We start from the raw sequence: 14,132 nt of genomic DNA, 5'->3' as shown, positions 1-14,132 counted from the left end.
TACTCTGGAACGGTACACATCACTTTGTACCATTCGCAATATCAGGCTTTATTTCAGTAAATGTTTACTAATGACTAGTCGTTGAATCTCACTTGTACCTTCATAGATTTCTGTCACCTTTGCATCGCGGAAATAGCGCTCTACTGGATAATCTTCCGTATAGCCATAGCCGCCAAATATTTGAACAGCCTCTATTGCCGTTTGTACCGCTGTTCGTGATGAGAAAAGTTTAGCCATTGAAGCTTCTGCTCCACATGATAAACCTTTTGCTCGTAAATCGGCTGCACGATAGACTAACAGTTTTGCAGATTCAACTGCCGTTGCCATATCCGCAATCTTAAATCCAACACCTTGTTGCGTGGCAATCGGCTTGCCAAATTGAATGCGTTCTTTAGCATAGGCAGTAGACGCTTCTAGTGCCGCCTCAGCAATTCCTAACGCTTGTGCTGCAATGCCGATTCGTCCAACATCTAAATTGGCCATCGCAATTTTAAAGCCTTCTCCCTCTTCCCCAAGTAGGTTGTCAGCTGGAATGCGACAATTATCGAATGTCAGCTGAACTGTACGTGAGCCGTGTAAGCCCATCTTATGCTCATCTTTTCCGATGATTAAACCAGGCGTTCCCTTTTCAACAATAAATGCTGAGATACCCTTTGTTTTTTCAGCTGGGTTAGTTGAGGCGAATACAATATACACATCAGCTTCTCCACCATTTGTAATAAATACTTTGGAGCCGTTAATCACATAATCATCGCCATCACGCACTGCCTTAGACTGTAAAGAGCCAGCGTCTGAGCCTGCACTTGGTTCTGTTAAACAAAATGCGCCTAAATATTCGCCTGTTGCAAGCTTTGGTACATAACGTTTCTTTTGTTCGTCATTCCCAAAGTAAATAATTGGATTCGTTCCAACTGAAGTATGGACGGATAAAATAACACCCATTACAGCGCTTACTTTTGATAGTTCATTAATCGCAATAATATAAGATGTAAAATCCATGCCAGAGCCACCTAAGTCTTCTGGCGTCGTAATCCCCATTAAGCCAAGTTCACCCATTTGCTGTAGAAGTTCACGTGGAAATTCTCCCGCTTCCATTCGCGCCACCCATGGTTGAATTTTTTCCTGAGCAAATTGACGAACCATATCGCGCATCATAATTTGCTCATCTGTAAATTGCAAATGCATCTATAATGTCACCCCTCTAAGTTGTCCCGAAACATCTAAATAACCCCATCCCCATAGGATTACTCGTAAACGTAAAAACCTCTTCCTGATTTCTTACCTAGCCAGCCAGCTGCAACGTATTTACGTAGCAGTGGGCAAGGGCGATATTTACTGTCTCCAAGACCCTCATGTAAAATTTCCATGATGTAAAGACAAGTATCTAATCCAATGAAATCTGCCAATGTTAATGGCCCCATTGGATGATTCATACCAAGCTTCATCACATCATCAATTGCTTCTTTTGTCGCCACACCTTCGTAAAGTGCATAAATTGCTTCATTAATCATCGGTAGTAGGATTCGGTTTGAAATAAATCCTGGGAAATCATTCACTTCTACTGGTGTTTTCGATAATTTAACCGTCATCTCTTCAACAGCTTTGTACACTTCATCTGTTGTTGCTAAACCTCGAATGATTTCAACAAGTTTCATAACTGGTACAGGATTCATAAAGTGCATACCAATTACTTGCTCTGGACGTTTTGTTACTGCTGCAATTTCTGTAATAGGCAGTGAAGATGTATTCGTAGCTAAAATAGCATGGGCTGGCGCAATGCCATCAAGTTGCTTAAAAATGGATTGCTTAATTTCCATATTTTCCACAGCTGCTTCAATGATAATATCTACATCACTAGCATCCTGTAAATCTAGTGACATACTAATTCGACTTAGAACAGCAGCCTTCTCATCTTCTGTTTTACGCCCTTTTTCTACATCACGTGATAAATTTTTGGTAATAACCCCTAAACCACGCTCAAAAAATTCTTGTTTGATATCGTTCAATTTCACATCAAAGCCTGCTTGTGCACAAACTTGGGCAATACCAGAGCCCATTTGCCCTGCACCAATGACCATTACCTTTTGAATTCCCATTAGTTCAGTCCCCCTGTTTTTGGTACTTCAATCATAATTGCATCACCTTGGCCGCCGCCTGAACAAATTGCGGCAATGCCAATGCCACCGCCACGACGCTTCAATTCCTGTGCAAGTGTTAATATGATACGTGCTCCAGATGCCCCAATAGGATGACCTAAAGCAACTGCACCGCCATTAACATTCACTTTTTCTGCATCTAAATCTGCCAACTGCTTGCTGACTAAAGCTACCGCTGCAAAGGCTTCATTGATTTCAATTAAATCAATATCTGCTAATGATTTATTAGTCTTTTTCAGTAATTTATTAATAACAAGACCTGGTGTTTGTGGGAAGTTTTCTGGCTCAAGCGCAAGTTCTTCGTGACCAACGATTACTGCCAATGGTTCTCTACCTTCACGTTTTGCACGTTCCTCACTCATGACAACAAGTGCACATGCACCGTCGTTAACCCCAGGTGCATTACCTGCTGTAATCGTGCCATCTTTGTCAAAGGCTGGTTTTAGCTTCGCCAGTACCTCCAAAGATGTTCCTGCTCTTGGTGCCTCATCTGTATCAACAATAAGTGGATCACCTTTCCGTTGAGGAATCTCTACTGGTACGATTTCTTCAGCAAAGTAACCTTTTTCAATTGCGGCTAGCGCACGTTCATGACTGCGTACTGACCAAGTGTCCTGTTCTTCTCGACTTAGCGAGAACTCTTTAGCTGTTGCATTACCATAGCTACCCATATGCGGTCTTTCTTTATCGAAAGCACATGTTAAGCCGTCATATAGCATGCCATCTACCATTGTAGAATCTCCCATACGCAAACCATTTCGACCATTCAGAAGATAATATGGTGCATTGGACATAGATTCCATGCCACCCGCAATAATCACTTCTTCGTCCCCTAAACGAATCAATTGATCTGCTAATGTCACGGCACGCATCCCTGAAGCACAAACTTTATTGATTGTTTCTGTTTTTACTGCTGTTGGTAAATTTGCCTTCAGAGCAGCCTGTCGAGAAGGAATTTGCCCCTGTCCCCCTTGTAAAACAGAACCTAAAATTACCTCATCCACTTGCCCAGGTGCAAGATTTGCTTTCTCTAATGCCCCTTTAATTGCAATCGCACCTAAATCACTTGCATGTAATGCTGATAATGAACCTCCAAATTTACCAAATGCAGTTCTTGCCCCTGCTAAAATTACAGCTCTATTCAAGTAAAACACCCCTTTTGTTTTACGTTCTCGATGAAGCTGCAAAGCATTATTGACTGAACGCTCGCTCGACTTCTATCGAGGAAAAATGGGAGTTTATTATCTCAACTCCCATTCCCATTTAATCTTATTCTACAAAACAATTTTTTATTGTGCAATTTATATTTTTCAGATAACTAAAATATTTCTGCAATAGCAATCATTTTTCTGCGTTCGCTTCCGTATTCTCGTCTTGTCGAGCATTTTCTATAGACGCTACCACTTCTTCGTATGTTTCTTCTGTTTCTTCGGAAGAAGGATTAACTGCCTTTACTTTTTCACCAAACACTGAACGTTCTAGTAATTCTGCAACATCAAATGTTCCAATAGAGTCTTCAACCTCTTTTGCCTTTGTACCATCTTCTAGCATTGTTAGGCAGTAAGGACAGCCCGATGAAATAACTGATGCATTTGTTGCAAGAGCCTGTTCTGTTCGAGCTACGTTAATGCGATTTCCTACATGCTCTTCCATCCACATTAATCCACCACCAGCTCCACAGCACATCGCTGTTTCGCGGTTACGTTCCATTTCAACAAGCTTCACGCCAGGGATTCCTCGAAGGATCTCACGTGGGGCATCATATACATCATTGTAGCGGCCTAAATAACAAGAATCATGGAAAACAATCGTTTCATGAACCTCATAGTTTAGCGCTAGACGATTTTCCTCAATCAACTGATTTAATAACTCAGTGTGATGATACACTTCACCTTTCCAACCAAAGTCTTGATATTCATTTTTAAAGATATTGTAGGCGTGAGGATCGATTGTTACAATTTTCTTCACGTCATTTTTCTCAAACTCATCAATATTTGCTGTAGCTAGCTCTTGGAATAAGAATTCATTCCCTAAACGACGAGGTGTATCCCCAGAGTTTTTCTCTTTATTACCTAAGATTGCAAACTTCACACCAGCTTCGTTTAATAGACGGCAGAATGCTAAAGCGATTTTTTGAGAGCGATTGTCGAAAGCTCCCATCGAACCAACCCAGAATAAATACTCCATTTCCTCGCCAGATTTTTTCAGCTCTTTTACAGTTGGAATTTGGATTGTTGGATCTAGATCACGCCAATTTTCTTTTTCCTTGCGGTTCAAGCCCCAAGGATTACCTTGTCGTTCGATATTCGTCATTGCACGTTGAGCATCAGGATTTACTTTCCCTTCAGTCATTGTTAGATAACGACGTAGATCAATAATTTTATCAACATGCTCATTCATTACAGGGCATTGATCCTCACAGTTACGACATGTCGTACAAGCCCAAATTTCCTCTTCTGTAATGACATCGCCAATTAAAGATGGACTGTAGATATCCTCAATTACAGCACCTTCAGCACCAGCTGCCATTGCAAGCTGATTACCCTTTGTATTGGCAAAGAATTGATAAGGAACCCATGGTTTTTGCTTTGTTACGACTGCTCCCGTAAATGTTAAATGGTCACGCAATTTTACGATTAAATCCATAGGAGACAGCATTTTTCCTGTTCCTGTTGCTGGACACATGTTTGTACAACGTCCGCATTCTACACAAGAATATAGATCGAGCATTTGCTTTTGTGTGAAGTCCTGTATGCGTCCTACCCCAATAGAAGGCATATCCTCTTCGCTTTCAGCATTTTCTAAGGCCTCAAAATCAATTGGTGTTAATGTCCCCGTACGATCTAAGCGATTCATGTAAACATTAAGCGGACTGACAATTAAATGGAAATGTTTAGACTGCGGTACATATACAAGGAATGTTAATAAAATTACAAGGTGTGCCCACCACATTACATAAAACACACCTGCGGCAACTGATGTAGGTAAGAAGCCAAAAATAGCAGCAATACTTGAAGCAACTGGCTCCGTATAAGTTAATCCCTCACCATGCCAAATTAATCCCATACCATTAGCGATTAATGTAGAAACCATTAACCCCCCAATGAAAATTAATACAAGGCCGTTTTTCCATCCTCGTTTTAGACGCACTAGCTTTTCAACATAGCGGCGGTAAAATGCCCACACTACCGCGATTAAAATCATTAAAACTACTAGTTCCTGGAAGAATGTAAAGACACCATAGAAAATGCCTAGTGGCAGATGTGACTCTGGTGCTAGTCCTTTCCAAATTAAATCAATGGCCCCTAACTGTACCATCAAAAATCCATAGAAAAACATAACATGTATTAAACCACTCTTTGGATCCTTTAATAGCTTATTTTGACCAAATACATTGACCATAATATAACGAAGTCGTTCTTTAACACTTTCATCAAACTCAACCTTTTTCCCCAATTGCACATACTTATAGCGTGTTTTCAACAGGTAGAAGAACAATCCTACTGCATAAAGCACAACCACGACTGTTAAGACAATGTTAGCAATTAATAATGGACTCATGGTTGGTCCCCCCTTTAGTTTGTCGTAATTTTCTCTCTTTGTGACGAATTTGCTAGTTCATACAGAAATGTACTTCACTTTATCATTATATTCCTATTCTAATAAATGAGTGAGCATTCAGTCAACATAAAACGGAAATATTTCTGATAATTTTATATTCTTACATTTTACAAGAAAAAAAGCCACCCTGAATTTTTTCAAAGTAGCAATTTTTACTTTCCTTACCTTTTGTACTTAGTTGGATGTCGCATATTCAGTAGACATTTGAACATCTGCTAAAAATGCATACAAATCTATACCGCCCCGTAGCTTAATACCTGGCAATTCATTTTTTGTACAAAAACATTTACTAAATCAAACTTTATTTTTTAAAAACATTCCCACTGCGGATATATTCAACATCTGCAACGTTTAAGCGAGCATTTACAACACGTGCAGCTGCAAATAAATAATCCGATAAGCGATTTAAATATTTTTGTACAACCTTTGGTACATCTTCAACTTCTTTCATGAGGGTCACCATCTCACGCTCTGCTCGACGTGCAACCGTGCGTGCAATGTGTAAAGTTGCCGCTGCTGGTGCACCTCCTGGTAAAATAAAACGTTGTAAAGGTGGTGCTTCGTCTGATAAAGCATCTATACGAGCTTCAAGTACTTCAATCGGTTGCTCTGTTAATTTATAATGACGTTCTTTCATCACATTAGCAAGGTCTCCACCAGCATCGAACAGCTCATGCTGAATTGTCTCTAAGTCTGTTAAAATATCCTTAAAAAGCGCTTGATCTAATTCACTTACAGCCTTCCCAATAAAGGAATTTAATTCATCAATTGCCCCATATGTTTCCACACGTAAACTATCTTTATCAACCCGTCCTCCAATAAGACTTGTTTTCCCCGTATCGCCTGTTTTCGTGTAAAGCTTCATTTCTCTCATCTCCTAAAATTGATTTTTGTAATTCCTAATCGCCTGAACTGTTGTTTCATAGACACCCTTTGCAATCATTTTACCAACTTCTGTAATTGGGCCACCATACAGCATTTCTTCCCCTTTTTGAGTTGCAGCAATTAACAGACTATCTGTAGCAGTACCTGTTGCAATAGTTCCACTCCGTTCATCACGAATATTTTCTGATTGCAACGCCTTTGTTTTTGCCTCAGTTGCTGTCATCAATGCCTGAAAAAATGCCTCTTCCGATAAACAGCCATTAATGATAACCCATGTATTAATAGTACCAATATATGGATCATCTTGTCTTTCATGGACTCGAGATACATCAACTGCATTGCCTACGCCAGCAGTTACAGCTACGATTATACTGCCAAAAGGTGCTGAAAATTCATTGATGGCCACTAGAGCTGTTGGTACTGCGGTTAGCATAACAACAGTATTGGTAGGTGAAAAATTTTCCTTTTTTAAAAATTCTTTAACTTCTCGTTTCACATCGCTGATGACATAATCCCCAGGAACTGAGCGATTTAATAAGCAATTATGCCAGCCTATACCCGGGTTATGAACTGCCGAAGATACGGTCTTCAAAGGAAGCTCTGATTGAAGTTGGATATATTGTTCAGTTATCATAAAATGCTCTTTTTTGATGATAGCTCGCTGTTGGTAGTCTGTAGCTGCGGGCATCATTGTAATTTGAGGTTTTGGTATTTCAGGATGAGCATATGTAGTCACCCGTGCTTGATAAACTTCTTCAATTTGGGAGGCAATTAATACTTCATGTGGTGCACCAAGTGCTCTCATTCGTCCGCTTTCCATCAGCAATAATTCATCACAATAAAGAGAGGCTAAATTCATATCGTGTAGTACCATAACAACCGTTAAACCACACTCCATCGCTTCCTTCCGAACCATATCTAAAATTTGACGTTGGTGGGCAATATCTAAATGATTAGTTGGTTCATCCAGTAATAGTATTTCTGCAGTTTGAGCTAAGGCTTGTGCTACAAATACTCTTTGTTGTTCACCACCAGATAAAAATTCCATTGGTGTATGCTCATATCGCTTTACACCTGTTTGTAGCATAGCATGTTGTACAGCCTGTTCGTCCTGTTCAGACCAACTCGAGAAAAAGCCTGTTTGATGCGGATAGCGCCCCAGTGAAACTGCCTCTCTCACACTGTTTGAGAAAGCATTTGCATGAAGCTGTGGTAATACAGCCATTTTTTTTGCCAAAGCACGAGCATTATAAGAAAGAATATTTTGTCCATCAATCGAAATGGTTCCAGCAGTAGCTGGTAAAATACCACTCATTACTTTTAATAATGTAGATTTCCCGCTACCATTCGGCCCTAGAATACCAAGAATTTTTCCTTTTTCAACAGTAAAACTAATGTCCTTGACGATTGGTACATCTTCATAGCCACCTGATAGCTGTTCAACAATAATCATGCCCGTACCCCCTTACTTCTTCGCTGCTTATAAAAAATATAGGAGAAAACAGGAGCTCCAATAAATGCCGTAATAACACCAATTGGTAGCTCTCTTGGCACAATGATTGTTCGTGCTACTAGGTCGCAAATAATGAGTAATGTTGCACCATTGAAAAAAGATAATGGTAATAAATGGCGATGATCAGAACCCCAAATCATCCTTGTCATATGCGGCACCACTAATCCTACAAAGCCAATTGTGCCAGAAACCGCTACAGCCGCTCCAGTGAGCATGGAGCCACCTGCTAATATCAAATATTTACTGCGCTTCACATTAACACCTAAATGTTTTGCCCGTTCTTCACCATACAACAAAACATTTAGTTCTCTTCTTTGTGTCCATAGCATAATTGAACCTACAATCACAAATGGAATGATCATTTGGACATATGGCCAACCACGCATCGAAACAGAACCAAGTAGCCAGCCTATTACCTGACGTAATTCTTCACCAGATAAGGCAATCATTAATGAAATAAGGGAACCTAAAAATGAACTAAAAATAACACCTGTTAATATCAACGTTTCCATTTTCAATGAGCGGTCTACGAGTCTAGCAAAGCTCATAACAACTACCATCGTGATGATAGCACCAATCATACTGAAGGTTGGCAGCGCATACAAACCGACAACAGGTATAGAAATACTAAAAAAGATCGTTAAAACAGCACCAACAGATGCCCCTGATGAAACCCCTAGTGTATATGGATCTGCTAATGGATTTTTTAATAAACCTTGGAATGCTGCTCCAGCAATAGCTAGAGATGCGCCTACTAGTCCCGCTAATAACACGCGAGGCAAACGAATTTTCCAAAAAATATTGGCGGCTGTTTCATCAACCGCCTTATTCCATAATACTTCTAATGGAATATGAACTGAGCCTATCGCTACGCCACACCAGATGCTAATAAGAAGAAGCGTACATGTTAGTGTATAGGCTAGTGCTATTTTTTTCACTTAAATACCTCAGGATAGATTGCTTTTGCTAATTCTTCTAGACCTTCTGCTAAACGTGGCCCTTGACGACTTGTTGTACTTTCATCTACCTGCACAATCGCATTATTTTTTACGGCATTAATCGTATCAAAGCCCGCCCGTTTTGGTATTTTCGTTAAAATATCTGGTACATAATGATATGTCACCACGATGACATCTGGATTTTTTGCGATAATTTGTTCTGCATCAATTTTATACCAATTATCGCCATCTACAGCTACATTCTCTGCATTGATCATTTCAAGCATCGCGTTCATAAACGTACCATTGCCAGCTGTATAAATATCTGGCTCATCTGATGCTTCAACTAACACTTTTTTGGGTTCAACATCCTTGACTTTAGACAAAACTTCTTCTACTTTCGCCTTCATATTAGCAACAATTTTTTCTGCCTCTGGTAATTTCCCTGTAGCACGTCCAAGTTGCTCAATTGTTGTATATGTTTCATTAAAGTCTTGTGCATTTCTTACTACAAAAACTTTCAAACCTGCTGATTCAAGCTGTGCAATAGCCTCTTCTGAAAGAGACATGCTAGATTCGTGTGAAAAAACGATATCTGGTTTTAAGGCAATAATTTTTTCAATATCGTACTCCATACCGCCAACCTTATCCTTCTCAGCTGCCTCTGGCGGATAATCGTCGTTGTCAGTAACACCAACTATTTCATCATTTAAACCTAGTCCAAAAAGGATTTCAGTATTACTCGGAATAAGTGAAACAATTTTCTCAGGAGGTGCTTCAAGTGTAATGTCCTTACCAAGGGCATCTGTTATCGTCATTGGGAATGTTGCTTCATCCACCTGTGCTGTTTCTTGCTGTGTTTGCTGCTCGTTAGATGACTTGTTATCTTTTGCTTCCTGCCCACAAGCAGCTAGCAAGCCTACTGCTAAAAATGCTGATAATCCTATTTTCCAAAATTTCTTCATGTGAATCCTCCTTCGTTGGTCCATGCGACATTTCGCTTTATTTTGCATCAAAATAAAACCCCTCATCTTTGAACGATGAGGGGGCAAAATCGCACCAAAAAACTGATACAAAATCCACCACCCTATCCTCGTAGGTTGTCATGTCGTTATAAAGGCAGGTCTCCTGGCTAGTGCTACTTGCGATTTTTCAAGCCTTCCCGAAATCTTCAGTGGCATCATTTGAAAAAACTCACACTTACAGTGGCGGGACCGCATCGGAATTACACCGATTTCCCTTTTCACTTTACTTAAGTAAAGAACCTTTATAATATTCAGTTGATTTCATTATACATGAAAATGAAAGAAGTCGCCTCCATTCAAGACGACTCCCCGGCCATTATACAATTTCAGAAAAGTATTGGACTGTTTTCATTTGAGCACCCATTTCTCTTAATGACCATGTCTGTTCTAAATAAACGTCCGCTAGTTTTTCATATTTTCCACCAAATTTATGTGCCCACTCAACCGCTATGACACTTTCATAAAGGTGAGCCATTTTTTCAGCCATACCTTTTGCTTCAAAAGTTTTCGTTGCCTCGTCTAAAGCGCTAAAAATTTGCAGTTTTATAGAAATATTCGCCAATTGTTCTTTAACGATTTGTACTAGTGAGCTTTCAGCTAATTTCTCTAATCGTTCCTCCATCTCACAGACAAACAGTTCATGTGCATGAAACTTATTCACTAAACGAATGAGTTCTAAGGCCAAAATATTAGCCGTCCCCTCCCACACCGTCAACACTTGCGCGTCTCTTAATAAGCGGGGCGTTACAAAGTCTTCTATATAGCCATTACCCCCGTGTAATTCAATTGCCTCACTAGCATAGTGAACAGCTTGCTCTGCCGTTTCCTTTTTCATAATGGCAATATATAAACGATTCATAATAAGGTCTTGCTGTGTTCCCTGTCCACTTGTCACTTTATCGTATAATTGAATAAGATCAAAAACTGTCGCTACTTCCACGTGCAACTTAGCTGCAAATTTCCCTAAAGTATCCTGAATCATAGGGTATTGTGTTAAGGGCTTGCCAAATGCATGTCGATTGCTTACATAATGTTTTGCCTCTAAGAAGCCACGACGCATAATACCAATAGAAGCGACTGCATTACAAATTCTTGAGAGATTTAGTGCTTCTAGCATATAATAAATCCCTTTATTTTGCTCCCCTACAACATAGGCAAGTGCACCATCAAATTCTACCTCACCAGAGGGAACTGCCCGAACGCCTAATTTATCTTTCAATCGACGAATACGTAGATGATTTGTTGTACCATCTTCTTTACGCCAAGGAACTGCAAACAACGTTAAGCCTTTGGAACCTGCTGGCGCCCCTTCTATTCGTGCCAATACCATCGCTACACCACACATGCCCGCATTGGATGCAAAGTATTTTTCACCATATAGACGATACGCAGTGCCATCCTTTCTCGCCTCCACCACATTTGCACCGACGTCAGAGCCTCCTTGACGTTCTGTTAAAAAGGTCGCACCTTCATATAAATCTGTGTCACCTGTTGCACAAACATGTGGTAAAAAACGTTGCTTTACCTCTTCATCTGCATAATGATCTAATAGATAGGCAGTAGCCATCGTCAATGTTACAGGACAATAAAATCCTGGCTCTGCATGTGATAGCAAATAACCTTGTGCAAAGCTATAAACATAATTCCCCTTGTGACCTAGCTGCGGAATATGCTTGTGTACATAACCTACAATCCCAGTATTATATGTCTCTTCAATCGTTTTTTTATAGCCATCATTAACCCAAACCTCTGATATCTCTTCACCATAGGCATCATATCTTTGAAGGCGAGGTTCACTCTGTCGATCTGTATGCTTTGCCCTCGTATCAATATCACCTGCACATAGCTCACCAAAATCTGTTAACTCTCGTTGGGCATATGATAGAAACTCTTTATCTAACATCATTCCTACTATTTTTTGAAGCGTGTCATCTTCCGTAAAAAAGTTCGTAGTACGCATTGCTTCTTTTTGTAATACTTTCATGCTATCTCACCTCTTGTCCCTTCAAATTTTGTTTTAATATTTTGCCTGATGCATTGCGTGGTAGCGCTTCCACTTTTTCAAAAATACGTGGTATTTTAAATTTTGCAAGATGTTCCTCTAAATAAGCTTTCAAAGCTTCCTCATCGATGTCTTGTTTAGCAGAATACACCGCCTTTACCGTTTCGCCCCATTGCGGATGTGGCACACCAATTACCGCAACCTCGAATATTCCTTCAAAGCTCAATAAACAATCTTCAATTTCTTTCGGATAAATGTTGACACCACCCGAAATAATGACATCCTTTTTACGATCTACAATCCAAATAAAACCATCTTCGTCCTTACGAGCTAGATCTCCTGTTTTTAACCAACCGTCAATAAAGGCTTCATTAGTTGCTACTTCATCCTTATAGTAGCCAAGCATGTTACCCTCACCCAACAAGACAATTTCCCCCACTTCGCCTACATTTACATCTTCTCCACTGTTATTCACAATACGCAATTCTGTACCAAGTGGCGCCCGCTGACCAATACTTCCTGCCTTTGCTTCATGCTCCTTGCCAAATAATAATGAACCACTTGGACCTGCCTCTGTTAATCCATATACACAAGTTAAGTTATTTGTGCGGAATGCCTGCTGAATGAATCGAACCTCACTTTGAGATAACGGTGCCCCACCATAGACCCACCATTTCATAGAAGACAAATCTGCCGAATGTAGCCTTGGCATCTGTGCCGTTAATAAATAAGCAACAGGTGCACCAAAGAAATGTGTTGTTTTCTCCTTTTCAATGGAATCAATGAATAAATCGGGTGTAAAAGTTGGTGTTAATACATTTGTTGAGCCTACCAATACACCCGCCATTAAAAATAAATGTAATGGTGCAGAGTGTGTTAATGGCATCATGAGCAAAATACGGCTCTCGGGCTTTACCTCCATTTCAACAGCTATCATTTGCGCCACTGTTAAAATATTACGGTAGCTAAATAACACACCCTTTGGTTTTCCTGTCGTACCAGATGTATATAAAATCGTGGAAGGGTCATCCTCTTGTAACTGACAATCAATTGTTTGTGTACTAGCATTTTGAAGCATTATTTCATATTGATGCCATCCCACTTTTTCTTGACCTGTTTTAATTTTTAACGGAATTCCAGCTAGCTGTTCAACTGCTGCAAAAATAGTCTCATCTACGACAATTGCCTTCGCTTCGGCATGCTGCGCCACGTACTCTACTTCTTGCAATGTAAATTTCGCATTGACTGGCACAACGATCGCTCCGATACGCTGAATAGCAAAGTAACTGACTACAAACTCTAAAACGTTTGGCATAAAAATTAAAACCTTATCCCTCTGCTTTACTCCCTGCTCTAGTAAAGCATGACTAAAACGTGTCACCTGCTTATCTAAATCTTGGTAGGTTACTCTTCTGCCATGACAAATAACGGCTTCATTTTTCGGATACTTACGGGCATTACGTGCTAACAAATTGGAACTATTCATCTTGCATCTCTCCCTTTAAAGTCGCTAATTTTTCACTAAACATGCCATGCATTTGCTGTAACTCATGCTTCATCTGCGTCAGCTCAGCTATTTTACTCTCAATCTCTTGAATTTTTTGATCACCGTATTCAACCGTTCGCTCTAATTGCTGAATTCCTGAGCGATCAAAATCAAATAGTAAAACCATCTCTTTGATTTCCTCCAACGAAAAACCGTAACGCTTGCCTCTGAAAATAAGCTTGAGCTTCGCCAATTCTTTTTTTGAAAAGGTTCGTTGGTTGGTAAATGAACGATGGGGGCAAAGAAGCCCAAGTTCCTCATAATAACGAATTGTCCGCGTAGACACATTAAACTCCTTTGCTACCTCCTGAATCGTCTTCAAAACCATCTCCCCTTTCCTAATTGGCAACAGTATACCATTGACGTTAACGTAAACTACAACAGAATTTTCGTAATTAACAGAAAAACAAAGTTTGAAACAGCTAATTTCCCACGGTTTATCCGTT

11 protein-coding genes and 1 riboswitch are annotated in these 14,132 nt (G+C 39.9%); all 11 genes read right to left on the bottom strand.

The genetic code is table 11. The annotated features are described in order from the left end of the window. Nucleotides 1-48 precede the first annotated feature (48 nt). The 11 genes from RCJ95_RS06345 to RCJ95_RS06295 all read right to left on the bottom strand — a co-directional run bounded on the left by RCJ95_RS06345 (nt 49) and on the right by RCJ95_RS06295 (nt 14,008). Entirely contained in the window at nt 49-1,185 is a 1,137-nt protein-coding gene (locus RCJ95_RS06345; RefSeq protein WP_257521117.1) for an acyl-CoA dehydrogenase, read from the bottom strand. A 59-nt stretch (nt 1,186-1,244) separates the two neighbouring features. Further along, on the bottom strand, nt 1,245-2,096 hold the full coding sequence (locus RCJ95_RS06340) for a 3-hydroxybutyryl-CoA dehydrogenase (protein ID WP_004269435.1): 852 nt from the start codon (nt 2,094-2,096) through the stop codon (nt 1,245-1,247). Then, the gene (locus RCJ95_RS06335) at nt 2,096-3,301 is read right to left on the bottom strand and encodes an acetyl-CoA C-acetyltransferase (RefSeq protein ID WP_257521116.1); all 1,206 of its coding nucleotides are present in this window, start codon (nt 3,299-3,301) and stop codon (nt 2,096-2,098) included. Before RCJ95_RS06335 ends, RCJ95_RS06340 begins: the two co-directional genes overlap by 1 nt. 196 nt (nt 3,302-3,497) lie before the next feature. After that, nucleotides 3,498-5,717, bottom strand: a complete 2,220-nt coding sequence (locus RCJ95_RS06330) for a heterodisulfide reductase-related iron-sulfur binding cluster (protein WP_446722028.1) — start codon at nt 5,715-5,717, stop codon at nt 3,498-3,500. 361 nt (nt 5,718-6,078) lie between these two features. Next, nucleotides 6,079-6,642 (bottom strand): cob(I)yrinic acid a,c-diamide adenosyltransferase, encoded by a 564-nt coding sequence (locus RCJ95_RS06325; RefSeq protein ID WP_004231536.1) that lies wholly within the window; start codon nt 6,640-6,642, stop codon nt 6,079-6,081. A 12-nt stretch (nt 6,643-6,654) separates the two neighbouring features. Then, on the bottom strand, nt 6,655-8,115 hold the full coding sequence (locus RCJ95_RS06320; RefSeq protein ID WP_446722027.1) for an adenosylcobinamide amidohydrolase: 1,461 nt from the start codon (nt 8,113-8,115) through the stop codon (nt 6,655-6,657). Then, nucleotides 8,112-9,113, bottom strand: a complete 1,002-nt coding sequence (locus RCJ95_RS06315) for a FecCD family ABC transporter permease (RefSeq protein ID WP_004231533.1) — start codon at nt 9,111-9,113, stop codon at nt 8,112-8,114. The genes RCJ95_RS06320 and RCJ95_RS06315 overlap by 4 nt, the downstream gene beginning before the upstream one ends. After that, nucleotides 9,110-10,078 (bottom strand): ABC transporter substrate-binding protein, encoded by a 969-nt coding sequence (locus RCJ95_RS06310; RefSeq protein ID WP_369578674.1) that lies wholly within the window; start codon nt 10,076-10,078, stop codon nt 9,110-9,112. The genes RCJ95_RS06315 and RCJ95_RS06310 overlap by 4 nt, the downstream gene beginning before the upstream one ends. A gap of 136 nt (nt 10,079-10,214) precedes the next feature. Then, nucleotides 10,215-10,397, bottom strand: a riboswitch (cobalamin riboswitch). Nucleotides 10,398-10,454: 57 nt separating this feature from the next. Further along, entirely contained in the window at nt 10,455-12,122 is a 1,668-nt protein-coding gene (locus RCJ95_RS06305) for an acyl-CoA dehydrogenase family protein (RefSeq protein WP_337976293.1), read from the bottom strand. 1 nt (nt 12,123) lies between these two features. Next, on the bottom strand, nt 12,124-13,626 hold the full coding sequence (locus RCJ95_RS06300) for a class I adenylate-forming enzyme family protein (protein ID WP_446722026.1): 1,503 nt from the start codon (nt 13,624-13,626) through the stop codon (nt 12,124-12,126). Continuing rightward, on the bottom strand, nt 13,619-14,008 hold the full coding sequence (locus RCJ95_RS06295; RefSeq protein ID WP_446722063.1) for a MerR family transcriptional regulator: 390 nt from the start codon (nt 14,006-14,008) through the stop codon (nt 13,619-13,621). Before RCJ95_RS06295 ends, RCJ95_RS06300 begins: the two co-directional genes overlap by 8 nt. Nucleotides 14,009-14,132 lie beyond the last annotated feature (124 nt).

Source organism: Lysinibacillus sp. BSL11 (assembly GCF_052928325.1).
This window is presented reverse-complemented; position numbering and strand designations above follow the sequence as displayed.

Excerpts from the sequence above, each read along its gene's own strand:
- RCJ95_RS06345 (WP_257521117.1), bottom strand. The coding sequence starts at position 1,185 with ATGCATTTGCAATTTACAGATGAGCAAATTATGATGCGCGATATGGTT.
- RCJ95_RS06340 (WP_004269435.1), bottom strand. The coding sequence starts at position 2,096 with ATGGGAATTCAAAAGGTAATGGTCATTGGTGCAGGGCAAATGGGCTCT.
- RCJ95_RS06330 (WP_446722028.1), bottom strand. The coding sequence starts at position 5,717 with ATGAGTCCATTATTAATTGCTAACATTGTCTTAACAGTCGTGGTTGTG.
- RCJ95_RS06325 (WP_004231536.1), bottom strand. The coding sequence starts at position 6,642 with ATGAAGCTTTACACGAAAACAGGCGATACGGGGAAAACAAGTCTTATT.
- RCJ95_RS06320 (WP_446722027.1), bottom strand. The coding sequence starts at position 8,115 with ATGATTATTGTTGAACAGCTATCAGGTGGCTATGAAGATGTACCAATC.
- RCJ95_RS06310 (WP_369578674.1), bottom strand. The coding sequence starts at position 10,078 with ATGAAGAAATTTTGGAAAATAGGATTATCAGCATTTTTAGCAGTAGGC.
- RCJ95_RS06305 (WP_337976293.1), bottom strand. The coding sequence starts at position 12,122 with ATGAAAGTATTACAAAAAGAAGCAATGCGTACTACGAACTTTTTTACG.
- RCJ95_RS06300 (WP_446722026.1), bottom strand. The coding sequence starts at position 13,626 with ATGAATAGTTCCAATTTGTTAGCACGTAATGCCCGTAAGTATCCGAAA.